Here is a 24,731-nt window from a genome sequence, read left to right on the forward strand (position 1 = left end):
GAGGCTCAGCCTTGCTGAGTTATTCATTATGGTTCCAGACCGATTATATTATGAATGCAAAATGAGCAAGCCGGGCACCTTCAAGGCGAGGCCGGCGCGTCCTCTTGAGGCTCGGTCAGGTGCTCGATCGCGGCCGTCCGCTTGTTGCGCAGGTGCTGGAACAGGATGTCGCTGAGCTCGCTGCCGGCGCGGCGACGCAGCGCATCGAGGATGGCCTCGTGCTCGCGCATCGCTTCCGCCCAGCGCTGCCGCTTGCGGGCGAAATTGGCGGAGTAACGGACGCGACGAATGCGGCCGGCGAAATTGGCGTAGGCGGTCTTCAGCGTCTCGTTGCGCGCGGCTGCGACGATGCTCTCGTGGATGCGCTGGTTGGTCTGGAAATAGCCGTGCATGTCGCGGTGCAGATAGTGGCCGTACATCTCGTAATGCAATTGCTCGATTGCGGTGATTTCCGCATCCGTAATGGCTTCGCAGGCCAGGCGCCCAGCCAGGCTTTCCAGCCCCGCCATCACGTCGAACAGTTCTTCGAGGTCGCGCTGGCTGAGCTGGCGCACGCGTGCGCCGCGGTTGGGCAATAGCTCGATCAGGCCCTCGGCGGCGAGCACTTTCAGCGCCTCGCGCAAGGGCGTGCGGGAGATGCCGAGCATCTCGCAGAGCTGCCGCTCGGGAACGCGTGCGCCCTCCGCGATGTTGCCTTCGACCACGTAGTCGCGCAGCCGCAGCAGGATCTCGCCGTGAAGCGAGGCCTCCTGGCGGTCGCCGCCATTGCCGGCGGGCGGGGTGATCGGAACCCCGGTGTCGGGAATCGTGGATTTCATTTGCAGCACAATAGTTTGCCCGTTTGGTCACGTCGACGTCCACAATCGAATACCAAATTTCGATTGAAAGGACAAAAAATGAATGCAAAATAGCCGGTAGAGCCGGCCTTAACCCGCCGACAGGGAGGTTTTCATGCATCAGGGACGCCATTTCCTTCAGATTCCGGGCCCGAGCCCGGTCCCCGAGCGTGTCTTGCGCGCCATGGATATGCCTGTGATCGACCACCGCAGCGCGGAGTTCGGCGAGCTAGGCCGCACCGTGCTCGAAGGCAGCCAGAAGATTTTTCAGACCAAGGGTCCGGTCATCATCTTCCCCTCGTCGGGGACCGGCGCCTGGGAAGCTGCGATCGTCAATACGCTGTCGCCGGGCGACAAGGTGCTGATGGTCGAGACTGGCCATTTCGCGACGCTCTGGCGGCAGATGGCCGGACGCTTCGGCATCGAGGTCGATTTCGTTCCGGGCGACTGGCGCCACGGCGCCGATCCGGCCGTGATCGAAGCAAAGCTCACCGAGGACAAGGCACGCACGATCAAGGCCGTCATGGTCGTGCACAACGAGACCTCGACCGGCGCGACCAGCCGCATTGCCGAGATCCGCGCCGCGATCGACCGCACGGGCCATCCCGCGCTGCTGATGGTCGACACCATCTCCTCGCTCGGCTCGGTCGACTATCGCCACGACGAGTGGAAGGTCGATGTCAGCGTCAGCTGCTCGCAGAAGGGCTTCATGCTGCCGCCCGGCCTCGGCTTCAACGCGATCTCGGAGAAGGCGCTGGCGGCGTCCAAGACCAACAAGATGCCGCGCTCCTATTTCGACTGGGAGGAGATGCTCAAACCCAACGCGAAAGGCTTCTTCCCCTACACGCCGGCGACCAACCTGCTCTACGGCCTGCGCGAGGCGATCGCGATGCTGCTCGAGGAGGGGCTCGCCAACGTGTTCGCAAGGCATCAGCGGCTTGCCGCCGCAACCCGCGCCGCCGTCAATCATTGGGGCCTCGAAGTGCTCTGCCAGGAGCCTTCAGAGTTCTCGCCGGTGCTGACGGCCGTGCTGATGCCCCCGGGGCATGATGCCGATCAGTTCCGGAAAGTCGTGCTCGACAATTACAACATGTCGCTTGGCTCGGGCCTCTCGAAGGTCGCCGGAAAAGTTTTCCGCATCGGCCATCTCGGCGAATGCAACGCGCTCACCTTGCTCGGCGCGCTCACCGGCGTCGAGATGGGCCTGTCGGTGGCCGGCGTGCCGCATCGCTCCGGCGGTGTCGATGTCGCGATGAAGCTCTTGGAGCAGCGTCCACAAGGCAACGCATCGCCGCACCTGAAAGTGGTCGGCACTTAGGTCGCGCGGGACAGGCGGGCAGCAATCATAACAACAGTGATACGGGAGGGGTGAGATGGGGGTTCGGTTCAAGGCCACGCATGTAGTGCTGGCGATGCTCTGCGCGATGTATTTCATCACCTATGTCGACCGAGTCAACATCGGCACGGCCGCGAGCGAGATCCAGAAGGAGCTGGGCCTGTCGAACACCCAGCTCGGCCTCGTGTTCTCCGCCTTCGCCTATCCTTACCTGCTGTTCCAGGTCATCGGCGGCTGGGTCGGCGATCATTTCGGGCCGCGCAAGACGCTGTTCTGGTGCGGCATGATCTGGGCGGTCGCCACCATCATGACCGGCTTCGTCACCGGTCTCGCGGCGCTGTTCGTCGCGCGCTTCGCGCTCGGCTTCGGCGAGGGCGCGACGTTTCCCACCGCCACGCGCGCGATGCAATATTGGACGCCGGCCAACCGCCGCGGTTTTGCGCAGGGCCTGACCCATTCCTTCGCCCGGCTCGGCAATGCCGTGACGCCGCCGGTGGTGGCGCTGCTGATCCTGTGGCTGACTTGGCGCGGCGCCTTCGTCGTGCTCGGCTTCGTCAGCCTCATCTGGGGCGTGATCTGGGTCTGGTACTTCCGCAACGAGCCGAAGGAGCATGCTTCCATCACCGAGGCCGAACTCGCCGCGTTGCCGCCACGCCCGACCGGCGAGCGGCCGCGCGTGCCATGGGGCCCGCTGCTCGGGCGGATGTGGCCGGTGACGCTGACCTATTTCTGCTACGGCTGGTGCCTGTGGCTCTACCTGAACTGGCTGCCGCTGTTCTTCAAGAACAACTACAATCTCGACATCAAGAACTCGGCGCTGTTCGCCTCCGGGGTCTTCTTCGCCGGCGTGGTCGGCGACAGCGTCGGCGGCGTGCTCTCGGACAGGATCCTCGACCGCACCGGCAATGTCCGCCTGGCGCGCCTCAGCGTCACCGTAACAGGGTTTACGGGGGCGCTGCTCTCGCTGCTTCCGATCCTGTTCGTCCACGACATCACCGTGGTGGCGCTGTGCCTGTCGGCCGGCTTCTTCTGCGCCGAACTGGTGATCGGCCCGATGTGGTCGATCCCGATGGACATCGCCCCGAAATATTCCGGCACCGCCTCGGGAATCATGAACACCGGCTCGGCCTTTGCCGCGATCGTCTCCCCGCTGGTCGCGGGCTTCGTGATCGATGCGACCGGCAACTGGTACCTGCCGTTCCTGATGTCGATGGGCCTGCTCCTGCTCGGCGGCTTTTCGGCCTTCCTGATGCACCCGGAGCGGCCGTTTGCGGAGGTCGAGGGCAGGGGGCCGGCCGGAAAGATGGTGGCGGCGGAATAGGGGCGGCGGAGGCCCGACGCTTATGCATGGGAGTCGCCCTTTGGAGAGGGGACAAGCCGGTCAAATGGTGCTATTCGGCGGCCTTCAAAATAAGGCTAGACCGGGAAGGACGCCTATGACCGTGCATACTGGAAGGCATTTCTTACAGATTCCAGGACCGACCAACGTGCCCGACCGCGTGCTGCGGGCGATGGACATGCCGACGCTCGACCATCGCGGTCCGGAGTTCGCCGAACTCGGCTTCGCCGTGCTTGCCGCGATGCAGCGTGTGTTCCGCACCAAGCAGCCCGTGATCATTTTCCCCTCGTCCGGCACCGGCGCCTGGGAAGCGGCGATGGTCAATGTGTTCTCGCCCGGCGACAAGGTCTTGATGTGCGAGACCGGCCAGTTCGCCGTGCTGTGGCGTGGCATCGCCGACAAGTTCAAGCTCGACGTCGACTTCATCCCGAGCGACTGGCGCCATGGCGCCGATCTCGCCGAGATCGAGACGCGCCTTGCCGCCGACAAGCAGCACACCATCAAGGCGGTCTGCGTCGTCCACAACGAGACCTCGACCGGCTGCGTGACGCCGCCGCTGGAGGTGCGCAAGCTGCTCGACCGCGTCAAGCATCCGGCGCTGCTGATGGTTGACACCATCTCAGGCCTCGGCTCGATGGAATACGAACACGATGCCTGGGGCATCGACGTCTCGGTCGCGGGCTCGCAGAAGGGCCTGATGCTGCCGCCCGGCCTCGGCTTCAACGCCGTCTCGGAGAAGGCGCTCGCCGTTGCCAAGGCCAATCCGGGCATGCGCTCCTATTGGGACTGGCAGGAGGTCATCAGCTTCAACAAGCTCGGCACCTTCCCCTATACGCCCGCGACCAATCTGCTCTATGGCCTGCGTGAAGCCGTGAAGATGCTGGAAGAGGAAGGGCTGGAGAACGTCTGGTCCCGCCACAAGCGCCACAGCGCGGCGACGCGCGCTGCTGCGAAGGTCTGGGGCCTGGAGACGCAGTGCATCGACCCCGCAGCGCATTCGCCGGCGCTGACCGGCGTGCGCGTGCCCGAGGGCCACGACGCCGACGCCTTCCGCAAGGTGGTGCTGGAGAACTTCGACATGTCGCTGGGCACCGGCCTGAACAAGGTCAAGGGCAAGGTGTTCCGCATCGGCCATATCGGCCATTTCAACGATCTGATGCTGATGGGGACGCTCGCCGGCGTCGAGATGGGCCTGGATCTTGCAAAGATCCCGCACCGGAGCGGTGGCGTGCTGGCGGCCATGGATGTCCTCAAGGGGCGCGACGTGGTGCCGATGGCCAAAGCCCAGGTTGCCTGAACTAACTTAGAAAGTGAGCGCGCGATGAACGCACCGACGACTACTAGCGAAGACCTGCTCTACTCCGTCACGGACGGCATCGCGCGGATCACCTTCAACCGTCCCCAGGCACGCAACGCCATGACCTTCGCCATGTATGACCGCATGGCGGAGATCTGCCAGGAGATCAACGCCGACCGCTCCATCAAGGCGCTGATCCTCACGGGCGCCGGCGACAAGGCGTTCGCCTCCGGCACGGACATCTCGCAATTCCGTGCGTTCAAGACCGCGCAGGACGCACTCGACTACGAGGCCCGTATCGACCGCGTGCTCGGCACGCTGGAGCAGTGCCGCGTGCCCGTGATTGCGGCCATCGCTGGCGCCTGCACCGGTGGCGGCGCCGGCATTGCCGCCTGCTGTGACCTTCGCATCGGCACCGAGACGACGCGGATGGGCTTTCCGATCGCGCGCACGCTCGGCAACTGCCTGTCGATGTCCAACATCAGCCGCGTCGTCGCGCTGGTGGGACCTGCCCGCACCAAGGATCTGATCTTCAAGGCGCGCCTGGTCGAGGCGCAGGAAGCGCTGTCGCTCGGCCTTCTCAACGAGATCGTGCCCGACGTCGAGACGCTGCAACGCCGCGCGGATGAGACTGCCAAGCTCGTTGCGAGCCACGCACCGCTCACGCTCGAGGCGACCAAGGAAGCGGTGCGCCGCATCCGCCGCACGCTGTCGCGCGAGGAGGGCGAGGACCTGATCCTCAAGGCCTATATGAGCGAAGATTTCCGCGAGGGCATGGACGCCTTCCTCAACAAGCGTGCGCCGGTCTGGAAGGGCAAGTAGCGCGCTTCGTCAGCCGAAAGTCATATGCGGCGGAATGTCCGCCGGCTTGAACTCACAACCTTTAGTCCGCACAATGCATCGATAAGATTTCCCGGCATCATAAGCCAATAATAACCAGGGGACGAAACTCGTGCGAATTCCAGTGAAAGCCGTCGGGGCTGCGACGGCCTTGTTGTTGAGCACGCCCGCCTTTGCCGGCTGGGAGCCGACCAAACCCGTCGAGATCGTGGTGGCGGCGGGTGCAGGCGGCGCCTCCGATCAGATGGCCCGGATGATGCAGGCCGCGATCCAGAAGAACAATCTGATGAAGCAGCCCATGGTGGTCTCGCTCAAGGGCGGCGCCTCCGGTGCGGAAGCGCTGATGTACATGAAGTCCAGCGAGGGCGACCCGAACAAGGTGCTGATCGCTTATTCGCTGATCTACATGCTGCCGCTGTCGGCGAAGATCCCGTTCAACTGGCGCGAACTGACCCCGGTCTCGGTGATTGCGCTCGACCAGTTCGTGCTGTGGGACAACAGCGCCGGTCCCAAGACGGTGAAGGAATTCATCGAGGCTGCCAAGGCGGCGAACTCGCCGTTCAAGATGGGCGGCACCGGCTCCAAGCGCGAGGATCACGTGCTCACCGTGTTCCTGGAGCAGAAGACCGGCGCGAAATTCTCCTATCTGCCCTACAAGTCCGGCGGCGAGGCAGCGACCCAGCTCGTCGGCAACCACACCGAAGCCAACGTCAACAATCCCAGTGAAAACCTCGAGGTCTGGCGCGCCGGCCAGGTGCGTCCGCTCTGCGTGTTCGACAAGGAGCGTATCTCCTACACCAGCAAGGTGACGGACACCCAATCCTGGGCCGACATCCCGACCTGCAAGGAGCAGGGCGTCGACGTCCAGTATCTGATGCTGCGGGCGATGTTCCTGCCCGGCAAGGTCACGGCTGAGCAGCAGGCGTTCTACGTCGAGCTGTTCCACAAGGTGACGCAGACCGCCGAGTACAAGGACTATATGGAGAAGCAGGCGCTGAAGCCGATCTTCCTCACCGGCAAGGACATGGTGCAGTTCCTCGAGGAGGACGATGCCGTCAACAAGGCGCTGATGACGGAAGCCGGATTCGTCGCGAAGTAAATCATATCCGCCACGTCATGCCCCGCGAAGGCGGGGCATCCAGTATTGCACAGAGCTCGACGAAGGACGGCTTCTGCACAGCGTACTGGATCATCCGCTTTCGCGGATGATGACAGCGCAACCTGACTTGGCAGAGCATGTCCCAAACCGATCTTGAAATCGTCGTCGACGATCCGACCGCGCCTGAAGACGACTCCCCCTCTGTTGTCAGCTCGGGCACGATCGAGATCGTCGTCTGTGTCCTCCTGCTCGCGCTCGCCGTCACCCTCGGCTACGACAATTGGCGTACCGGCGCGTCCTGGGACGCGACCGGGCCCGAACCGGGCTATTTCCCGTTCTATCTCTCCATCATTCTCGGCGGCGGCAGCCTCTATGGCCTGATTGCGGCGCTGCTGGCGCGGCGCGCGGCATTCGAAAGCTTCGTCACCCGCGCCCAGGCCCGCCGCGTGATGGCGGTGTTCGTGCCGACGCTGCTGTTCTGCCTCGTTATGCAGTTCCTCGGCCTCTATGTCGCGAGCTTCCTTTTGATCGCGGGCTTCATGCGCCTCGTCGGCAAGATCGCGCTGTGGAAGTCGCTGCTCACCGCTTTCGTGTTCACGGCGATCATGTTCGTCACCTTCGACATCGCCTTCGATGTCATCATGCCGAAGGGGCCGCTCGAAGCGGCCTTCGGCCGTTAGGGCGGGCGAACGATGGAAGCTCTCGGTCTCCTGCTTCACGGCTTCGCCGTCCTGCTCACCTGGAAAACGCTCGTCCTGATGATGGTCGGGCTGGTGCTCGGCATCTTCGTCGGCGTGCTGCCGGGGCTCGGCGGCCCCAATGGCGTCGCCATCCTGCTGCCGCTCACCTTCACGATGGACCCGACCTCGGCCATCGTGATGCTATCCTGCATCTATTGGGGCGCGCTGTTCGGCGGCGCCATCACCTCGATCCTGTTCAATATCCCGGGCGAAGCCTGGTCGGTCGCAACCACCTTCGACGGCTATCCGATGGCGCAGCAGGGGAGGGCGGCGGAGGCGCTGACGGCGGCGTTCACCTCCTCCTTCGTCGGCTCGCTGGTCGCGGTGCTGCTGATCACCTTCCTCGCGCCGATGATCTCGTCCTTTGCGCTGAAATTCGGCCCGCCCGAGTTCTTCGCAGTCTATCTGCTGACCTTCTGCTCCTTCGTCGGCCTTGGGCGCGAAGCCAAGCACAAGACTGTCATCTCGATGTCGCTGGGGCTGCTGCTCGCCGGCGTCGGCATGGACACGGTGTCGGGCAATCTGCGCATGACCTTCGGCTCGGCCGAGCTGCTCCGCGGCATCAACTTCCTGGTCGCCGTCATCGGCCTGTTCGGCATCAGCGAGATCCTGCTGACGATGGAGGAGCGCCTCGCGCTGCGCGGACATGCAGCCAGCATCTCGCTGCGCGTCGTGCTCGGCGTCTGGAAGGACCTGCCGAAATACTGGGTGACGCTGCTGCGCTCCTCCTTCATCGGCTGCTGGCTCGGCATCACCCCAGGCGGCGCGATCGCGGCGTCCTTCATGGGCTACAACCTGGCCAAGCGCTTCGCCAAGGATTCCGAAAGCTTCGGCAAGGGCCGCATCGAGGGCGTGTTCGCACCCGAGACGGCCGCGCATGCCTCCGGCACCTCGGCGCTGCTGCCGATGCTCGCGCTCGGCATTCCCGGCTCGGGCACCGCGGCGATCCTGCTCGGCGGCCTCATGGTGTGGGGGCTCAATCCGGGTCCGTTGCTGTTCGTCGAGCACAAGGACTTCGTCTGGGGCCTGATCGCCTCGATGTATCTCGGCAATGTCGTCGGCCTCGTGCTGGTGCTGACGACCGTGCCGGTCTTCGCCTCGATCCTGCGCGTGCCGTTCGCCGCGGTGGCGCCGATGATCGTGGTGTCCTGCGCGATCGGTGCCTATGCGATCCAGAACGCGATGTTCGACATCTGGCTGATGCTCGGCTTCGGCGTCGTCGGCTACGTCTTCAAGAAGATCGGCATTCCGCTTGCGCCCTTCACCCTGGCGCTCGTGCTTGGCAACCGCGCCGAGGATGCCTTCCGCCTGTCGATGATCGGCTCCGGCGGAAACCTTGGAGTGTTCTGGTCGAACGGGCTGGTCGGCTCGATCACGACGCTGGCGATCGTGCTGCTGTTCTGGCCGGTGATCGACGGCTTGCTGGGCCGTGTCGGATGGACACGGCGAATATAAAACCCTTAGAACGTCAATGCCTTAACGGATTATGTCGCTCCAGGCCGGGTCTGTGGTCCGGGCTAGTGTTTCATGATGTTGCTGACTCGCAACAGCTTTTCGGCCCTCCGAGGCGTATTTGAGTCAGTATCTTAGACGGAGGGGAATTTCTATGAAGCGGATAGTGCTGGGAATAGCCGCGGCAATCTCGTTGCTCGCCACGAACGCGATGGGCGCTGATCTTGCGGCGCGCCCCTACGTCAAGGCTCCGCCGATGGTCGCCGCCGTCTACAATTGGACGGGCTTCTATGTCGGTGGCAACATCGGCTACAGCTGGGGACGCTCGCGAGACGACTCCACCTTGACGACGCCGGCGGGTGTGGCGCTGTTTGCCAGCAGCGATCGCGCCAACATGGACGGCGTCATCGGCGGCGGTCAGATTGGCTACAATTGGCAGACGCAGAATTGGGTCTGGGGTCTCGAGGCGGACATCCAGGGCAGTGATCAGAAGGGCAGCCGCGCCTTCACCTGTCCGACCGGTGTTTGTACGCCTCCGTTCGGTGTGCTCTTCGTGGCCCCCGGTCCCGCCGTGCCGGTCACGCTTGACCAGAAGCTGAGCTGGTTCGGGACGGTGCGCGGTCGCGTCGGCATCCTGGCGACTCCGACCGTGCTGTTCTATGGAACGGGCGGTCTGGCCTATGGTGAGGTGAAGACCACGGAGACCATCGGTGCGGCTGCGGCCGTGTTCTCCAACTCCGACGTCCGGGTGGGCTACACGGTCGGCGCCGGCGTCGAGGGCGTGATCAGCGGCAACTGGACTGCCAAGCTCGAATATCTTTGGATGGATCTTGGCCGCACCCGCGGTTCGTTCACGACCGCGATCGGAGCTCTCGGTGGCGGCGTGCTAACGAGCAACTACAGCTCGCGCATCACCGACAATATCCTTCGGGTCGGTGTGAACTACAAATTCGGCGGCCCGGTGGTCGCGAAGTACTGAGATCGACAAGGACGTCGACAAGCTGCAAAGCCCGGCCCCGAGCCGGGCTTTGTCATTTCCTGCCCGATTTGGCACGGGGCGATTCTGCTGCTGTTTTGCCCCGCGATCGCCGGTTTGCTAGGCCGCGTCGGATGGACGCAGCGTCCCAGGGCGACATCGCCGGACGACATCGCCCGCGCTTCGCCGAATAATATCGTTTGAAATCAATTTCTTATATCCAGGGTGGTGTACCAGTCGGGACACTACCCAGGGCTCGATTGTTTCTGAATGTTGCAGCCGCGGCACAGCCCTTGGGGGGACGCTGGCGTATATCTTGATCACAAATTTGTGCGGAGGGGATTGCCATGAAGCGGATTGTGATTGGAATGGCGGCGGCGATGTCGCTGTTCGCGACGGGTGCAATGGCTGCCGATCTCGCGGCAAAGCCCTATGTCAAGGCGCCGGTGATGGTCGATCCGGTCTGGAGCTGGACCGGTTTCTACGTCGGCGCTAATGGCGGCTACAGCTGGGGCCGTTCGCGCACCGACGTCACCTACAACAACACGGCTACCGGTGCGGTGATCGCGCCTCCGGCCGGCTCCATCACCAGCGCTTCGTTCGACATGAACGGCGGCGTCGCCGGCGGTCAGGCTGGTTACAACTGGCAGAGCGCCAATTGGGTGTTCGGCATCGAGGGTGACCTGCAGTGGTCCGGTGAAAAGGGCCGCGCGGTCTTCAACTGCGGCGGCGTCGCGCCTGCCGGCGGTGCCTGTCTTCCCGGGTTGACCTTCCTTCCGCCTGGCGCTCTGGTTGGCACCACGCTGACGATCGACCAGAAGCTCGAGTGGTTCGGCACGGTCCGCGGCCGCGTCGGCATCCTGGCGACCCCGAAGGTGCTGTTCTACGGCACCGGCGGTCTGGCCTTCGGCGAAATCAAGACCACGGGCACCATGACCGGCTTTACGCCTGCCGGTGTCGCTATCGCCTCGACCGGCTCGAGCTCGGATACGCGCGTCGGCTGGACCGTCGGCGCGGGTGTCGAAGGCAAGATCACCCAGAACTGGAGTGCGAAGCTCGAATATCTCTACATGGATCTCGGCCGCTTCTCCGCCGGTCCGTTCTCGCTCGCGCCGGCTTCTGCGATCGCGGCCAATACCTCGTCGCGCTTCACGGACAACATCCTGCGCGCCGGCATCAACTATCAGTTCGGCGGCCCGGTGGTCGCTAAGTACTGAAATCAACCAAGGCGTCAACAAGAAGCAAAGCCCGGCCTCGCGCCGGGCTTTGTCGTTTCTGCGCGCTCGAAATCGCCGAGATCGCTCGCACGCCCTCGGCTGACTTGCGTCCTTCGAACGAGTGACCTTCGAACGCAGGACGCGGAGCGATACGCTCTTCCCTAGTGTCGCGGCACTGAATCGCCCGCGCATCTTCGAGCAGGCGAACAGGCAACGCCATGTCTCGAGGGAAGAGTGATGACAACTTTGCTGGCTGCGGCGGCGACCGCCATGCTGCTCGCGCCGCCTGCCTTCGCCGCTGATCTGGCGGTGCCGCAGATTTACGCCAAGGCGCCGCCGGTGGCGGTCGATCCCGGCTACAATTGGAGCGGCTTCTATGCCGGCATCAATGTCGGCTACGGATGGGGCCGTTCAGCCACGACAGCGGACTTCATCGACAGCCGAGCCGGCGCGCTGCTCAGCTCCAGCGCCGGCACGTTCGATCGCAACGGCCTCACCGGCGGCGGACAGATCGGCTACAACTGGCAGCGCGAGATGGTTGTCGTCGGCTTTGAGGCCGATTTCCAGGGCAGCGGCCAGAGGGGCAGTTTCGCCGCGCTGTGCGCCGGCGCGCCTGCAGGCTTGCAGGATGGCGTCTGCACGCCGGGCCATCGTGGCGACAACACGTTCGATCCGGCACTGCCGGTTGCCTTCGATCTCACCCAGAAGCTCGACTGGTTCGGCACCGTCCGCGGCCGGCTCGGCGTTGCCGTGACGCCGCGCGTGCTGCTCTACGGCACCGGCGGTCTCGCTTATGGCCGCATCTCCACATCGGGCAGCGTGAGCGCGATCAATGTCGGCGGCTTCCCCGGCGCCGACGGCGGCACGTTCACGCCGGTCGCCGCGAGCTTTGGCAGCAGCACGACCAAGGTCGGCTGGACCGCGGGTGCCGGCGTCGAAGGCGCCTTCGCCGACAATTGGAGCGCCAGGCTTGAGTATCTCTATGTCGATCTCGGTACGGTGTCGGGTTCGCTCGTGACCCCTGTCATCGCACTCAGCGGCGCACCGCTGGTCGTCGGCTATCGCGCGCATGTCAGCGACAACATCCTGCGCTTCGGGTTGAACTATTGCTTCAGCGGCACCTGAGCGAGATCTTTGCAGGCCTCCTGCAAGTCGAAAGCCCGGCGGTCGCGCCGGGCTTTCGCGCTTTTGTGATGAGAACAGTCAGACCCCATGACGCTTTCTCTCACTTGTCAGTGACGCTAATCGGGATCACAATACAAGCCTAGATAGAAATTTGTTGATCTTATTTTTTTGGAGAATGTCATGGCTATTGAACGCTATCGCGCTCGCAGAGGCGCCGAGATTTCACACGCGGTCGCGGCCGCACCCGCCGGAGGCTACACGATCGAGGTTCATTTCCTGGGCGGACTGACGGACAAGCAAAAGGCCGCTTTCAAGCTCGCCGCAAACAGGTGGACACACGCGATCATCGGGGATTTGCCTGACGTCACGGTCGGCGGCGAAAGGATCAACAACCTCCGTATCACGGCGCAGGGCACCGACATCGACGGGCCCGGCAATGTTCTCGGCCAGGCGGGGCCGGACCGCCTGCGCCCGAAGAATGCCGGGGCCGCCGCGTTCCTGCCGGCGACAGGCGACATGCAATTCGACACGGCCGATCTTGCCGCCATGGAAGCCGACGGTACCCTGAACGACGTCATCACGCACGAGATGGGGCACGTGATCGGCATCGGAACGATCTGGACGAACAAGAAATTGCTGAAAGGCGCACATACCCACAATCCGACGTTCAATGGCGCCAACGCCATGCACGAATACGCCAAGCTCCGCGGCTCCGCGACGCCACTGCCCGTCCCCGTCGAAAACACGGGCGGTGAAGGGACCGTGGACTCGCATTGGCGCGACACTGTGTTCGGCGCGGAGATGATGACCGGCTTCGTCAATGAAGGCGGCAATCCGATGAGCCGGATGACGATCGCGAGTCTGCAGGATCTCGGCTATCAGGTGAACATGGACGCTGCCCAGTCTTATCACCTGCCCAATCACCTCCATATGGCCGAAGCAGGAATCGTTGCGGCGCATGCCGACAACACGAGAGGCATCGTGCTCCGGCGGATTCCGATCACGTTGCCCGAGGACAGCCTCGGCTCTTGAGCCAAGACCCTTGAGCCAAGGCTCACAAGGCAAGGCACTGCCAGGCCTTGCGCAATTCAGGGATACCGGATCATGGAGGGCATGAAGCGACCGGAAGCGATCGTGCTGCCGGATTCGTCATTGATCCCGTCGGACTGCCTGATCTCGCCGCCACCCAACCAGTTCACCCACGAGGTGGCGAGATCGCAGCCGTTCTACACCTCGCGCGGTCTGCCGAGCGGGCCACCGGCCGGACAATTCGAAGCGGGCGCCAAGGTCGTTCTGCTCTACCATGACGGCGGAGAGCTGTGCCGGGTCGTCGATGCGGGCGGTCACTATGTCGACACGCGGTTCGACGGTTTGCGCAAGATCTAAAGCATGATCCGGAAAAGTGCGAAGCGGTTTTCCGAAAAGATCATGCGTAAACAACGACCTAAAGCGCGATGACGATTCATCCAAATCTCATCGCGCTTTAGAGCATGATCCGGAAAGGTGCGAGAGCGCTGCCGCTCTGTCACACCACCTTGTGCTGACGAAGCTCAGCGATCTCGTCCGCACTGAGGCCGAATTCCTTCAGCACCTCGTCGGTCTGCTCGCCGAATTCCGGCGGTCGCGCCACCATCTTGCTCGGCGTGCGCGACAGCGTCACGGGCTGGCCGACCAGGCGGATAGGCCGGTCCTCATCGTTCGGCACGTCCTGCGCGATGCCGAGATGCTTGACCTGGGCGTCCTCGAACATCTGGTCGATGGCGTAGATCGGCCCGCAGGGCACGCCGGCCTCGTTGAGCTCACGGACCCAGGTCTCGGTCGACTTCGTCGCCGTGCGCTTCTCGATCTCGGCGTTGAGCGCGTCGCGGTTCTTGGAGCGGGCAGGGGCGGTCGCGTAGTCGGGATGGCTGTAGAGCTCCGGCGCGCCGATTGCCTGCGCACAGCGCTCCCAGATCCGCCCGCCGGTCGTCGCGATGTTGATGTACCCGTCCGAGGTCTTGAACACGCCGGTCGGAATGCTGGTCGGGTGATTGTTGCCGGCTTGCTTTGCGACTTCTTTTTCCATCAGCCAGCGTGCGGCCTGGAAGTCGAGCATGAAGATCTGGGCCTGCAGCAGCGAGGTTTGCACCCACTGGCCCTTGCCCGAGACCTCGCGCTCGAGCAGCGCGGTGAGGATGCCCATGGCGCAGAACAGGCCGGCAGTGAGGTCGGCGACGGGAATGCCGACCCGCATCGGACCTTCGCCCGGCGCGCCGGTGATCGACATCAGCCCGCCCATGCCTTGCGCGATCTGATCGAAGCCCGGCCGCTTGTGATAGGGGCCGTCCTGGCCGAAGCCGGAGATGCTGCCATAGACGATGCGCGGATTGATCGCGGCGAGGCTCTCATAGTCGATGCCGAGCTTCTTCTTCACGTCGGGACGGAAATTCTCGACCACGACGTCGGCCCTGGCGGCGAGGCGCTTGAACACGGCGAGCCCGCGCTCGTCCTTCAGGTTCAGCGTCATGGCCCGCTTGTTGCGGTGCAAATTCTGGAAGTCGGAACCACGGCGCGGCCCGCCCGGCTGCTCGCCGCCGGCATCCTCGGTCAGCGCGTCGATCTTGATGACGTTGGCGCCCCAGTCCGCAAGCTGACGCACACAGGTGGGCCCGGACCGGACACGCGTCAGATCGAGCACGGTGAAGCGCGACAGGGCTTCCGAGGCATGCGGAAAAGGCATCTTGAAAGGCTCCGGGACAGATTGCGGAGCCACCATAGTGCCGAAACGTCAGGCGGCAAGACGGCCGCGACGCGGATGTCGCCTGTCGAAATGCAGGCCTGACGCAGCTTGCCGCGCGGCGCGAGGGATCAGCGCGACAGGCGCTTCAGCTCGGCGCGCGCCTGCTCGGCCAGCGGGTCATCGCCGTGGCGCGCTATGAAGAGCTCGAACGCCTCCCGCGTTCCCGTCCGACGGGCGGCTTCGAATTCCTCCGCCACCGCGGCGGAAGGATCGCGGGCCATTGGCATGGAGGGGGCGCGTCCCCCCTTGGTGATCCCCTTGCTGCTTTCGTCCGCATTGGCTTTCGAGGCCATGACAGGCTGTTCTCCGATGGGCAGACGGTCCGGCCCGGCGAGCACCGCCAGGGTGCCGATCAGACCGGCCAAAAATGGGCGCAGTTTCATAGTTTCCTTTACGGAACACGCTAGGCGCGGTACTGAATGCCGTTGCTGCTCCGTATCATTACGGGAGTTGATGGCTAACACGGCGTTACGGCCCGACTGATGGCCCGACGCCCAAATTAAACCAAACGTATAACTCTCTAGCTAGAATCATGCTCCTGCGCCGCGAATCGCGCGCGATGCATTGCTTCGGAGAGTTCATTGGCTACCTCGGTTTCAGTCAGTGCCACCTACAACGCGGAGATCGACGGTCTGCTGTCGGGCTCCAAATGGACCGGCACGATCAGCTACAGCTTTCCGGATTCGCCCAGCGACTACGCCAATCCTTACACCGGCGGCAACAGCGAACCGACCTCGACGGGCTTCGCTTCGGCGCCCACGCAGATGCAGGCGGCGATCAACTACGCGATCGGGCTGATCCTCGGCTACACCAACGCGACGATCCAGTACAACGGGACCGGCAGCGCCGACATCATGGTCGCGCAGTCCCCGTCGGCCAATCCGACCTCCTACGCCTACTATCCCGGCAACTATGCGTCCGGCGGCGACATCTGGTTCGGCACCCAGTACAACTACTCGCTGGCCAAGCTCGGCAACTACTATTTCACGACGGCGCTGCACGAGCTCGGCCACGCCCTCGGCCTCAAGCACAGCCAGGAGACGGGTGGCCCCGCCAACGTCGCGGTGCCGAGCGCGCATGACGACAGCGAATACACCGTCATGAGCTATCGCAGCTATGTCGGTGCGTCGACGACCAGCGGCTACACCAACGAGTCGTATGGATACCCGCAGACCTATATGGCCAACGATATCCTCGCGCTGCAGACGATGTACGGCGCGAACTACACGACCCAGAGCGGCAGCACGGTCTACACCTGGAATCCGACGACGGGACAGGAGTTCATCAACGGCGTCGGGCAGCTCGCGCCGGGCGGCGGCACCGGCGGCTCGGCCAACCGCATCTACGAAACGGTGTGGGACGGCGGCGGCGTCGATACCTACGACCTGTCGAACTACACGACCAACCTGAGCATCAACCTCAATCCCGGCGCTTCATCGCTGTTCTCTTCGACGCAGCTCGCCAATCTCGGCAATGGCCATTACGCCTCGGGCAACGTCTACAACGCCTACCTCTACAACAACGACGCGCGCTCCTACATCGACAACGCCATCGGCGGGTCCGGCAACGACACCATCCTCGGCAACGCCATCGCCAACACGCTGAACGGCGGCTCCGGCAACGACACGATCACCGGCGGCGGCGGCAACGACACCATCGTCGGCGGAGCCGGCACGGACACGGCGGTGTATTCGGGCAACCAGGCCAACTATCTCGTCTCGTACAATTCGGCGACGCAGACCTTTACCATTGTCGACCAACGCAGCGGTTCGCCTGACGGCACCGATACCGCCACCGGCGTCGAATATTTTCAGTTTGCTGATGGCACAGTCGCAAGCTCCAGCATGGCGTCGATCGAGGCGTTCGGATCGACCAGCGTGGTCCTGTCTGGTGGCAACTACTACTTGGACAACATCTCGACCGGCACTGGACCTACGCTGAAATATGCCGGCTCCGCGGTGGTCGCGGCGAACTACAGCACGTGGTCGGTGATTGCTGCCGAGCAGGTGTCGGGTGGCGGTTACGACGTGGTCTGGAAGAATTCGGCGAACGGGCATTATTCCGTCTGGAGTACGGACAGCACCGGCAACTTCCTGACCACCCTTGCTGCGGCCCCGGAAGTGCTGGGCACCGATGCGTCCCTGAAAGCGCTGGAGCCGACGCTGCATCAGGATCTCAACGGCGACGGCACGATCGGCTTCCCCGTCGTCAGCGGCGTCACAATCGAAGCGCTCGGATCGACCAGCGTGATCTTGTCTGGAGGCAACTATTACCTCGAAAACATCTCGACCGGTACCCAACCGACCCTGAAATACGCGGGCTCTGTCGTGAACGCCGCCAATTACAGCACGTGGTCGGTGATTGGCGCCGAGCAAGTATCTGGCGGTGGTTACGACGTGGTCTGGAAGAATTCGGCGAACGCCCATTATTCCGTCTGGAGCACGGACGCTAACGGCAACTTCCAGACCACCCTTGCAGCGGCCCCGGAAGTGCTCGGATCCGATCCGTCGCTGAAAGCGCTGGAGCCGACGCTCCACCAGGATCTCAACGGCGACGGCGTCGTAGGCGCAGCGCCGCTCGCGACAACGACCTCCAATGACAGCTTCGCATTCAACTTCGCCCAGGGCGGGACCTCGTCGACCATCCCGTCCGAGCTCCCCGATCCTATGCCGGCGCCAGCCGATCCGCACACCACGTCAGAGCCGTGGACTCAATTGGCGGGGAGTCACGACGCGGCTGCGATCGACGTTCTGATGGACGTGCTTCACAACCTGCACGGCTCCGGCTTCCTGCTGGGCTGACGGCGTGGTCTCGTCGTGTCCAATCGCGACATCCTGTGCGGCTTTTTCTGTCATAGCTCGCGCTGGATGGATCCGGCCCTGCGGGGAAAAGAGAAGCGGTGATGCCCGTTGACGCAGGCCATCGGAGCGACCGCGGCTTCACGGTTGGCAGCCGATTGCACACAATAAAAATTGCATGGCTGACTTGAACCCTGCTCTGTTTTGCGCGACAACCATAAGATCAATGCTCCGTCGTAATTCAACTCTTACTCGCGAAATGACTTTTTGGACCCGTAGGCGGTAAACTTACCTCTCGTCCAGCGATGTCTTTTAATGAGTGTTCGCAATGGATAACGAAAGATCTGCCAGTGGATGAGAGATCACTGACTAATCGCCAATGGGTCTTGATTGCTCTCGTCCTCGCTTTCATCGTTCCTCTTGCTTTTTTGATGGTATCTCCCGAGATCTCCATTGGCTTCGGTAGTGAGCGCATTCCCACGTTGTTCTCTCGTTGAGTAACTCGCGGCAGTCCCGCGGGCTCTTCTGAATTGCATGCCGTCTTGCAAAACACTGCAGAAGCCATCCAGAGCCTTAGTCCCCCTTGCGTACCCAGATAGTTAGAGACCTGAATTTAGTCCCGGTTACGCCGGCGGCGACGGGAAATTCAGTGCGCGTGACGTCGGTCCGTGCAGTCGCGCGCGGTACGGTTGCGGTCGCAGGAAAGTCGTACAGTGCAACAAGCTGAGTATCAGCTAATTTGGAGGATGAAATGCGACGAATAGCACTCTTGGTCTTCGCGGCCGGATTGTTTGCGCCGTTGCTCGCGTCGCAGCCGGCTCACGCCCAAGCGACGAGGACCTGGGTTTCGGGCGTAGGAGACGATGTCAATCCGTGCAGTCGCACTGCGCCGTGCAAGACCTTCCCTGGCGCGATCTCGAAGACGGCGGCCGGCGGCGAGATCAACTGTCTCGATTCGGGCGGCTTCGGCACCGTGACCATCACCAAGGCGATTACGATCTATTGCGAAGGTGTCGTGGGCGGCATTCTGGCATCCGGTGTCAACGGCGTCATCATCAACGCGGCGGCAACCGACCACATCGTGCTGCGCGGCCTGGACATCGACGGGGCCGGGACCGGGATCAAGGGCGTCAACGTCCTGCAGGCGGCCTCAGTGGTCATCGAGCATTCCTTCATAAGAAACTTCAATGCTGCCGGCGGGGTGGGCGTCTCCTTCACTCCTTCGAATGCGAACGCGTTGCTGATGATGCGCGACAGCATCATCACGCACAATGGTTCGAACGCTGATGGAAATGGGGTTCTGATCAACCCAAATGGCGGAACCGCCAAGGTCCTCATCAACAATGTCTCCATCAACAAGAATTTTGTCGGTCTGAATGTCCAGGGCTCAGTCAATGTTCAGGTCAACAACAGCAACATCTCTGAGAGTCTCAGTACAGGCGTAGCTCAAGGTGGTGTCTCAAACGTCCGCATCGGCCGGTCCATGATCGTCAACAATAGCGGAACGGCCACCGCTGGCACTGTTCTGTCCTATCTCGACAATCAGATCGCCGGCAACGGGACGGATACCACGCCTCCGTCAGCAGGCGGCTACAAGTAGACCCAATTCAATCATCAGCATGTGCAGGCTCCAGACGATCCGTCTGGAGCCTTTTCCGTGGTTCCATGCAGGGCGACGGCCTCGACAATGCAGATGCTCCATTCTCAGGCAGCAGTCTAGCAAACCGAAGCGTCTTTGATTGCGTTCATCCCGATCTTATCGATGTTTCGCATTGGCAGCTTGCGCAACGCTGTGGCAATTGTCCAGACGAGCGGTGTCCTCTCTGCGGGTCCCGGGATTGAACAGTGATCAAAACCCGAGTGGAAGGTAAGGAACATCCCTTTTATGCTTAGATTGGACCCGGCTAAGAATGACACTTCGGTCACGCTGGATTTTCTGAGGGCAGCTGCAGCACAAGCTGTTTGCATTGGTCATGCTTGCAACTTCGGAGGATTTGGAGTCACGTTCATCCCCGTCGACGGAGTGTTGGTGTTCTTTGTTCTGTCCGGCTTTCTCATTGCCTATACTTTAGATGGCAAATCTAGAGCGCTATCCTACACGGTGATCGATTTTGGCGTAGAGCGGTTTGCGAGAATTTATACGGCATATCTACCGGCGATGTTGTTCATCGGGATCGCAACGCTGGTGTTGCGATGGTATGGCGTCGAGATGAGTGGTGATCCGGTCAATGTGAAGACTTTTATTGGCAATTTGCTCATGCAGCAGAACGTCCCGTGCTGTATGGGGGTAGCCACGTTCGGAACGGCTGGACAGCTCACTTCCGTAGCGCTCGAATTTCATATCTACTTCTTCGTGGGGGCGATGTACTTCGTTCTTCGTGGTAGGAACTTCGTGCTTTGCTGCTGTATTGCCGCGCCATTCTCTTTCATGCCACTTACCTATTTTTCCAGCGGGCCGGCTGGCAGTGATCGTGCGCTGTTCGCGCTCTGGCTTATGGCGTTCGCCTCTTATTATGTCGCGAAAGCTGTTATCGAATTGAAGCCGAATGTAGCATTCTGGTGCTTGGCTCTCGTGGTAACGACAGCATCTTGGCTGATTCAGCGGACGCCGGGGGACGATGCCAGCCTGCAGCAATATCCATTGCTAGTATTGTCGTTCTTCAGTTTGGTTTTGGTGTCGCAACATTTTCGTGTAGTGCCGCATTCGCTAAGCAAGCTGATCACTTTTCTTGCTGACTATTCGTACTCGCTTTTTCTGGTCCACCTCACAATTATGCGTGCCATTTTCAGCTTGTGGCTGGAGCCGAGCGTCTTGAGATTGCTGTTCGCGATCCTCGTCTCGAACGTTGTCGCATTCATTTTTGCGGTTCTTTTTGAGCGTCACTATCATCGGGTGGCGGACATCATAAAAGCTGCTATCGGCAGGCCGTCGCGGGGACGACTAGAGGCGGCGCACAATGCCTTTCTCAGAGCACGATGAAATCTCCCTGGCTTGGACCTAGTCAAAGCTGTCGTGTACTCCGGGCGCAATGCGCCCGGATTTGTCTTGTGCCTGGCAGCGCTATGGATTTTGGGATGCCCGCGGACTAGTCTGGCTGCATATGCAGGGAGAGCCGGTCGCATGCAGACCCTCGACAGCCAGAATATTGGGTTTTGCCGCGAGGTGCCGCGAGCACGGTTGCGCGACTTTCCGCGACGGACAGGATGGGGGAGCACCGCCATCTTCGCGATGCTCATGACGCTCGTGCTCGCAGCGCCGGCCGGGGCCCAGTCGCTTCGCCAGGGTGTCTCCGCATTCCAGCACCAGAACTATGCGGCGGCCTCCCGCATCTTCATTCCGCTGGCCGAGCGCGGCAACGCGGCGGCGCAGACCTATCTCGGCTTCCTGTTCGAGACCGGGCGCGGCGTGCCGCAGAATTATACGGAAGCTGCGATGTGGTACCGCCGCGCGGCGGAGCAGGGCGACAGCCGTGCCCAATACTCGCTGGGCCTGCTTTATGACCGCGGCTTTGGCGTGCCGCAGGACATCGTCGAGGCCTCCAAATGGCTCAACCTGTCGACGGCCGCCGCCCCCCCGCCGGCGCGCGAGGCGCGGGCCCGGATCCGCGATGCCGTCACCACCAAGATGACGCGCGGAGAGATCGCCCAGGCCCGTCTGCGGGCGCTGGAATGGGCGCCGAGCCGCGAGCACTGACGGCCTTCCGTCGAGCTTGCCCGGCCGTCCGCGCCCCTAAAGAGGCCCCCAACAAAAAAGTGCGAAAACAACCCCATGCACAGTAGGCGGCGACCGCCGGCGCGGCGCCTCCCGCGTGCGGTGGAATGACGATTCCGCCCGGTATCACCGCGCCTTAGCCGGGCCAGCCGCCAAGCCAGTTCGCGTACCAGGTCTCGCCCAGCCAACCGAGCCAGATCGCCGGTGCCAGGAACAATCCGAACGGCAGAAAGGCGGTCGCGCGCAGCGGCTTCTTTCGCCGCGCAGCATTGGCGGCATAGACGGCGATCGCAAGCAGCGCCGCAAGCTCGATCACCGCGGCCACGGTCACAAGATCGAGCCAGGCGCCGCACACCGCGGCGAGCTTGACGTCGCCGAGCCCGAGCCCGTCACGGCCGCGCCAGCGCCGGTAGAGCGCCATTAGCAAGAGCAACGGCAGCGCCACGGCTGCGGCACGGGCGAGCGGCCAAAGCAGTGCCTCCAGGCCGATATCGGGCACGAACGCCGCGGCGCGGAGCAAGGCGAGCGCGAAAGCGGTGCCCGTCAGCTCGTTCGGAATGAGGTAGTGACGGGCATCGTGCGCGGCGATCGCCAGCATCAGGGCAGCCAGGAACGCGCCGTACAGGCCTTCCGCCCCCGGCGCGGCGACGAGGCTCGCGAACACCCCCAGCAGCAGGGCGATGCCGAGCGCGAACGAAGCGCCCGTGCCGTCGTTCACCACCTGGTCCGACACGCCGTCAGCGCGCAGCCCTTGGCGGGCTCACGGTGACCACGGGATTGCTGGTCCCGACGATGCGGCCGTTCATCTTGCTGCGCATCTCCTCGGCGATGACGTGAGCATCGACGCCGTCCTTGATGACGGTCGGACGGATGAACAGGATCAGCTCGGTGCGGCTGCGCGCGTTGGTCTGATGCGAGAAGGCATCGCCCATGCCGGGAATGGAATCCAGAATCGGCAGGCCCTGGCGCTGCCTGTTCTCGGTCTCACTGATCAGACCGGCGAGCAGCACGGTCTGCCCGCTCGTCACTGCGATCGAGCTCTTGACCCGGCGCTGCGAGATCGTCGGCGTCAACGAGTTGGCACTGCCGGCCGCCACGCTCGAGATCTCCTGCTCGATGTCGAGCACGACGTTGCCGTTGGCATTGGCGCGCGGCAGCACGCGCAGGATGATGCCGGTGTTCTTGTAGTCGATGGTGTTGACCACGGTGTTGTTGGCGGTCAACACGGTCGCGGTGCCCGTCGAGAACGGCACCTGGTCGCCGACCTGCAAGGTCGCGGCCTGGTTGTCCAGCACCACCAGCGACGGGTTCGACAACACCTTGACGTTGGTGATGCCGTGCAATGCGTCGAGCACGACGCGCGGCGAGTTCTCGGCGCCGATCAGGAAGTTGAAGCCCGGCAGCGCGCGGCCGAGCAGGGCGCCGGCCGCGGCATTGACCGGGTTGCTGGCCGGCTCGGTGTTGCTGCCGATCGTGGCGCTGTTGCTGATGCCCGAAATGGTGTTGGAGATCGAGCCCTGCTTGCTGGCGAGGAAGAACTGTACGCCGTAATTCAGCTGGTCGTTCAGCGTCACCTCGGCGATCGTCGCTTCGATGGCGATCTGGCGCTGCGGCCGGTCGATCTGACGGATGGTCTGCTCGACGATGCGCTGCGCCTCCTGATTGGCGTAGACGAGCACGGCGTTGTTGGTGACGTCGGCGGTGATCCGCACGTTCTGGAGGATGCCGTTGAGGCCGGGCTTGGCTCCGCCGCCCGAGAGTCCGCCAAGGCCAGTGTCCTGCGCCGGCGTCGCGGCGGCGGCCGGTGCGGGACGGGCGCTGAGCGATGATCCCGGAGGCGTGGTGACCGGCGTTGCCGCACCTGCGGCAGCAGTCGGCAGTGCGCTCAGCGACGCCACCGGATTGCTGGAAGACGTCGTCGACATCCCGGCGCCGGGCGCAATCTGGCTCGACGCGTTGTCGAGCGTCGAGCTCGCCGAGCCCTGGCTGAGCAGCATCTCGTTCAGCAGCGACACGATCAGCTTGGAATTGCCGTAGCGCAGCGGATAGGACTTCAGGTTCACCCCGTCGGTGTCGGAGCGATCGAGCCGCGCGATCCACGTCTGCGCGCGCTTGAGATATTCCGGCTTCTGGCTCACCACGAGAATCGAGTTGAGCCGCGAGATCGGCTGGAACTTGATCACGTTCTGGCTCATGCCGCCTTCACCGGAATCCATGATCTTCTCGATCTCGGTGATGACAGGCTCCGGCGAGGAATTGCGCACCGGGAAGATGCCGACGGATTGTCCGCGCATCCAGTCCGCATCGAAGGAGAGGATGGTGTCGACCGCGGCCGCCCGATCGCTGCCGCTGCCGCTGACGATCAGCGTGTTGCGGGCGTTGTCGGGACGCATGGTCGAGGCCTTCACACCGAAGGCATCGAGCAGCTTGAAGATGTTCTGCGACGAGACATAGCGCAGCGGCACCACCGTGATGCCCTGACCGGCCGCGGCATTCACCGAACGATCGACGCCGCCGGGGCCGGCTTCCGGTGCCGGGAGCAGGCGATAGCCGGTGCGGTCGCGGACCAGCGCGACACCGGACATGCGTAGCGCGTTCTCCAGCACGTAGAGCGCGTCCGCCTTGGGCACGGGGCGCACCGAGGCCAACGTCACGGTGCCCTGCACGCGCGGGTCGATCGTGTAGCCGACGTTCAATACGTCACCAAGAATGACCTTTGCCACGGTGGCGACCGGCGCATTCTCGAAATTGAGGTCATAGCCGCTGCCGCCGCCATCGTCGCGCTCGGCCAGCGCGCCACCTTGCGGCGTTGCACTATCGCTGAGGTAGATCGCGGGCTTGGACGATTTCGCCTGGGCAATGCCGCTCGCGCCTGCATCCGCAGGTTGCCGCGGCTGCAGGTCGAGGGAGCGGATCTTGTCGGCGATGTCCTGGGCGCGCGGATCCTTTGGATCGGCCTCGATCGACTGATCGGCGGTGACGATGCAAGCGCCGAGCAGGAAGGCTGACGACAACAGGATGAGCGTTCCAGGCAACGCTGAGCGAAGGCGCAAAAGCGGCTGGAGCACCCTAAACAAAATACGCCTGCCAACGCTAGGAGTGATTGGAAATTGCATCCGATCCCCCTCGGTTCGGACGCGCAATTGTTTGCGCCACGATTATGTTTTTGCTAAGAAATAAGTCAA

21 protein-coding genes are annotated in these 24,731 nt (G+C 63.0%); 16 read left to right on the forward strand and 5 right to left on the reverse strand.

Features of this window, described 5'->3' with window-relative positions; translation table 11 throughout:
• Positions 1-80 precede the first annotated feature (80 nt).
• On the reverse strand, positions 81-818 hold the full coding sequence (locus JQ635_RS03880; protein WP_211408553.1) for a GntR family transcriptional regulator: 738 nt from the start codon (positions 816-818) through the stop codon (positions 81-83).
• A gap of 133 nt (positions 819-951) precedes the next feature.
• Here JQ635_RS03880 and JQ635_RS03885 point away from each other — a divergent pair, with 133 nt between their 5' ends.
• From JQ635_RS03885 to JQ635_RS03940, 12 genes are all read left to right on the forward strand, one after another.
• Positions 952-2,154, forward strand: a complete 1,203-nt coding sequence (locus JQ635_RS03885; RefSeq protein ID WP_211408554.1) for a pyridoxal-phosphate-dependent aminotransferase family protein — start codon at positions 952-954, stop codon at positions 2,152-2,154.
• Between the two features lie 55 nt (positions 2,155-2,209).
• Positions 2,210-3,493: an MFS transporter gene (locus JQ635_RS03890; RefSeq protein ID WP_211408555.1), complete on the forward strand. Its 1,284-nt coding sequence runs from the start codon at positions 2,210-2,212 to the stop codon at positions 3,491-3,493.
• Positions 3,494-3,608: 115 nt separating this feature from the next.
• The gene (locus JQ635_RS03895) at positions 3,609-4,808 is read left to right on the forward strand and encodes a pyridoxal-phosphate-dependent aminotransferase family protein (RefSeq protein WP_211408556.1); all 1,200 of its coding nucleotides are present in this window, start codon (positions 3,609-3,611) and stop codon (positions 4,806-4,808) included.
• Between the two features lie 24 nt (positions 4,809-4,832).
• The gene (locus JQ635_RS03900; protein ID WP_211408557.1) at positions 4,833-5,630 is read left to right on the forward strand and encodes an enoyl-CoA hydratase/isomerase family protein; all 798 of its coding nucleotides are present in this window, start codon (positions 4,833-4,835) and stop codon (positions 5,628-5,630) included.
• A 142-nt stretch (positions 5,631-5,772) separates the two neighbouring features.
• Complete coding sequence (locus JQ635_RS03905) at positions 5,773-6,747, forward strand: Bug family tripartite tricarboxylate transporter substrate binding protein (protein ID WP_433996548.1); 975 nt, start codon at positions 5,773-5,775, stop codon at positions 6,745-6,747.
• Positions 6,748-6,884: 137 nt separating this feature from the next.
• On the forward strand, positions 6,885-7,427 hold the full coding sequence (locus tag JQ635_RS03910) for a tripartite tricarboxylate transporter TctB family protein (RefSeq protein ID WP_211408559.1): 543 nt from the start codon (positions 6,885-6,887) through the stop codon (positions 7,425-7,427).
• A gap of 12 nt (positions 7,428-7,439) precedes the next feature.
• Positions 7,440-8,942: a tripartite tricarboxylate transporter permease gene (locus JQ635_RS03915; protein WP_211408560.1), complete on the forward strand. Its 1,503-nt coding sequence runs from the start codon at positions 7,440-7,442 to the stop codon at positions 8,940-8,942.
• 151 nt (positions 8,943-9,093) lie between these two features.
• Positions 9,094-9,918, forward strand: coding sequence for an outer membrane protein (locus tag JQ635_RS03920; RefSeq protein ID WP_211408561.1), 825 nt, complete (start codon positions 9,094-9,096; stop codon positions 9,916-9,918).
• A 344-nt stretch (positions 9,919-10,262) separates the two neighbouring features.
• Complete coding sequence (locus JQ635_RS03925) at positions 10,263-11,132, forward strand: outer membrane protein (protein ID WP_211408562.1); 870 nt, start codon at positions 10,263-10,265, stop codon at positions 11,130-11,132.
• A gap of 237 nt (positions 11,133-11,369) precedes the next feature.
• Positions 11,370-12,257 carry an outer membrane protein gene (locus tag JQ635_RS03930; protein ID WP_246583294.1) on the forward strand — a complete coding sequence of 296 codons (888 nt, stop codon included), beginning with the start codon at positions 11,370-11,372 and terminating at the stop codon, positions 12,255-12,257.
• Positions 12,258-12,437: 180 nt separating this feature from the next.
• Positions 12,438-13,289 (forward strand): leishmanolysin-related zinc metalloendopeptidase, encoded by an 852-nt coding sequence (locus JQ635_RS03935; RefSeq protein ID WP_211408564.1) that lies wholly within the window; start codon positions 12,438-12,440, stop codon positions 13,287-13,289.
• A gap of 72 nt (positions 13,290-13,361) precedes the next feature.
• Positions 13,362-13,643 carry a hypothetical protein gene (locus tag JQ635_RS03940; protein WP_211408565.1) on the forward strand — a complete coding sequence of 94 codons (282 nt, stop codon included), beginning with the start codon at positions 13,362-13,364 and terminating at the stop codon, positions 13,641-13,643.
• Between the two features lie 139 nt (positions 13,644-13,782).
• On the opposite strand, the gene JQ635_RS03945 is transcribed toward JQ635_RS03940, so the two are convergent.
• Positions 13,783-14,976, reverse strand: a complete 1,194-nt coding sequence (locus JQ635_RS03945) for a CaiB/BaiF CoA transferase family protein (RefSeq protein ID WP_211408566.1) — start codon at positions 14,974-14,976, stop codon at positions 13,783-13,785.
• A 128-nt stretch (positions 14,977-15,104) separates the two neighbouring features.
• Complete coding sequence (locus JQ635_RS03950) at positions 15,105-15,419, reverse strand: hypothetical protein (protein ID WP_211408567.1); 315 nt, start codon at positions 15,417-15,419, stop codon at positions 15,105-15,107.
• 198 nt (positions 15,420-15,617) lie between these two features.
• Between JQ635_RS03950 and JQ635_RS03955 the strand changes: the two genes are divergently transcribed.
• The 4 genes from JQ635_RS03955 to JQ635_RS03970 all read left to right on the forward strand — a co-directional run bounded on the left by JQ635_RS03955 (position 15,618) and on the right by JQ635_RS03970 (position 21,528).
• Complete coding sequence (locus tag JQ635_RS03955) at positions 15,618-17,837, forward strand: M10 family metallopeptidase C-terminal domain-containing protein (RefSeq protein ID WP_211408568.1); 2,220 nt, start codon at positions 15,618-15,620, stop codon at positions 17,835-17,837.
• A gap of 748 nt (positions 17,838-18,585) precedes the next feature.
• Complete coding sequence (locus JQ635_RS03960; protein ID WP_211408569.1) at positions 18,586-19,434, forward strand: hypothetical protein; 849 nt, start codon at positions 18,586-18,588, stop codon at positions 19,432-19,434.
• Between the two features lie 285 nt (positions 19,435-19,719).
• Entirely contained in the window at positions 19,720-20,814 is a 1,095-nt protein-coding gene (locus JQ635_RS03965; RefSeq protein WP_211408570.1) for an acyltransferase family protein, read from the forward strand.
• A 255-nt stretch (positions 20,815-21,069) separates the two neighbouring features.
• A complete protein-coding gene (locus tag JQ635_RS03970) occupies positions 21,070-21,528 on the forward strand; it encodes a tetratricopeptide repeat protein (RefSeq protein ID WP_246583295.1) in 459 nt (152 codons plus the stop codon).
• A 154-nt stretch (positions 21,529-21,682) separates the two neighbouring features.
• On the opposite strand, the gene JQ635_RS03975 is transcribed toward JQ635_RS03970, so the two are convergent.
• Positions 21,683-22,264, reverse strand: coding sequence for an A24 family peptidase (locus JQ635_RS03975; RefSeq protein WP_349631836.1), 582 nt, complete (start codon positions 22,262-22,264; stop codon positions 21,683-21,685).
• A gap of 19 nt (positions 22,265-22,283) precedes the next feature.
• Positions 22,284-24,662 (reverse strand): type II secretion system secretin GspD, encoded by a 2,379-nt coding sequence (gene gspD / locus JQ635_RS03980; RefSeq protein WP_211408573.1) that lies wholly within the window; start codon positions 24,660-24,662, stop codon positions 22,284-22,286.
• Between the last annotated feature and the right edge of the window lie 69 nt (positions 24,663-24,731).

Origin of the sequence: Bradyrhizobium iriomotense (assembly GCF_018130765.1) — a bacterium.
Lineage (GTDB): Bacteria > Pseudomonadota > Alphaproteobacteria > Rhizobiales > Xanthobacteraceae > Bradyrhizobium > Bradyrhizobium iriomotense_A.

Excerpts from the sequence above, each read along its gene's own strand:
- JQ635_RS03880 (WP_211408553.1), bottom strand. The coding sequence starts at position 818 with ATGAAATCCACGATTCCCGACACCGGGGTTCCGATCACCCCGCCCGCC.
- JQ635_RS03885 (WP_211408554.1), top strand. The coding sequence starts at position 952 with ATGCATCAGGGACGCCATTTCCTTCAGATTCCGGGCCCGAGCCCGGTC.
- JQ635_RS03890 (WP_211408555.1), top strand. The coding sequence starts at position 2,210 with ATGGGGGTTCGGTTCAAGGCCACGCATGTAGTGCTGGCGATGCTCTGC.
- JQ635_RS03895 (WP_211408556.1), top strand. The coding sequence starts at position 3,609 with ATGACCGTGCATACTGGAAGGCATTTCTTACAGATTCCAGGACCGACC.
- JQ635_RS03900 (WP_211408557.1), top strand. The coding sequence starts at position 4,833 with ATGAACGCACCGACGACTACTAGCGAAGACCTGCTCTACTCCGTCACG.
- JQ635_RS03910 (WP_211408559.1), top strand. The coding sequence starts at position 6,885 with ATGTCCCAAACCGATCTTGAAATCGTCGTCGACGATCCGACCGCGCCT.
- JQ635_RS03915 (WP_211408560.1), top strand. The coding sequence starts at position 7,440 with ATGGAAGCTCTCGGTCTCCTGCTTCACGGCTTCGCCGTCCTGCTCACC.
- JQ635_RS03920 (WP_211408561.1), top strand. The coding sequence starts at position 9,094 with ATGAAGCGGATAGTGCTGGGAATAGCCGCGGCAATCTCGTTGCTCGCC.
- JQ635_RS03925 (WP_211408562.1), top strand. The coding sequence starts at position 10,263 with ATGAAGCGGATTGTGATTGGAATGGCGGCGGCGATGTCGCTGTTCGCG.
- JQ635_RS03930 (WP_246583294.1), top strand. The coding sequence starts at position 11,370 with ATGACAACTTTGCTGGCTGCGGCGGCGACCGCCATGCTGCTCGCGCCG.
- JQ635_RS03935 (WP_211408564.1), top strand. The coding sequence starts at position 12,438 with ATGGCTATTGAACGCTATCGCGCTCGCAGAGGCGCCGAGATTTCACAC.
- JQ635_RS03940 (WP_211408565.1), top strand. The coding sequence starts at position 13,362 with ATGGAGGGCATGAAGCGACCGGAAGCGATCGTGCTGCCGGATTCGTCA.
- JQ635_RS03945 (WP_211408566.1), bottom strand. The coding sequence starts at position 14,976 with ATGCCTTTTCCGCATGCCTCGGAAGCCCTGTCGCGCTTCACCGTGCTC.
- JQ635_RS03950 (WP_211408567.1), bottom strand. The coding sequence starts at position 15,419 with ATGAAACTGCGCCCATTTTTGGCCGGTCTGATCGGCACCCTGGCGGTG.
- JQ635_RS03960 (WP_211408569.1), top strand. The coding sequence starts at position 18,586 with ATGCGACGAATAGCACTCTTGGTCTTCGCGGCCGGATTGTTTGCGCCG.
- JQ635_RS03965 (WP_211408570.1), top strand. The coding sequence starts at position 19,720 with ATGCTTAGATTGGACCCGGCTAAGAATGACACTTCGGTCACGCTGGAT.
- JQ635_RS03970 (WP_246583295.1), top strand. The coding sequence starts at position 21,070 with ATGACGCTCGTGCTCGCAGCGCCGGCCGGGGCCCAGTCGCTTCGCCAG.
- gspD (WP_211408573.1), bottom strand. The coding sequence starts at position 24,662 with ATGCAATTTCCAATCACTCCTAGCGTTGGCAGGCGTATTTTGTTTAGG.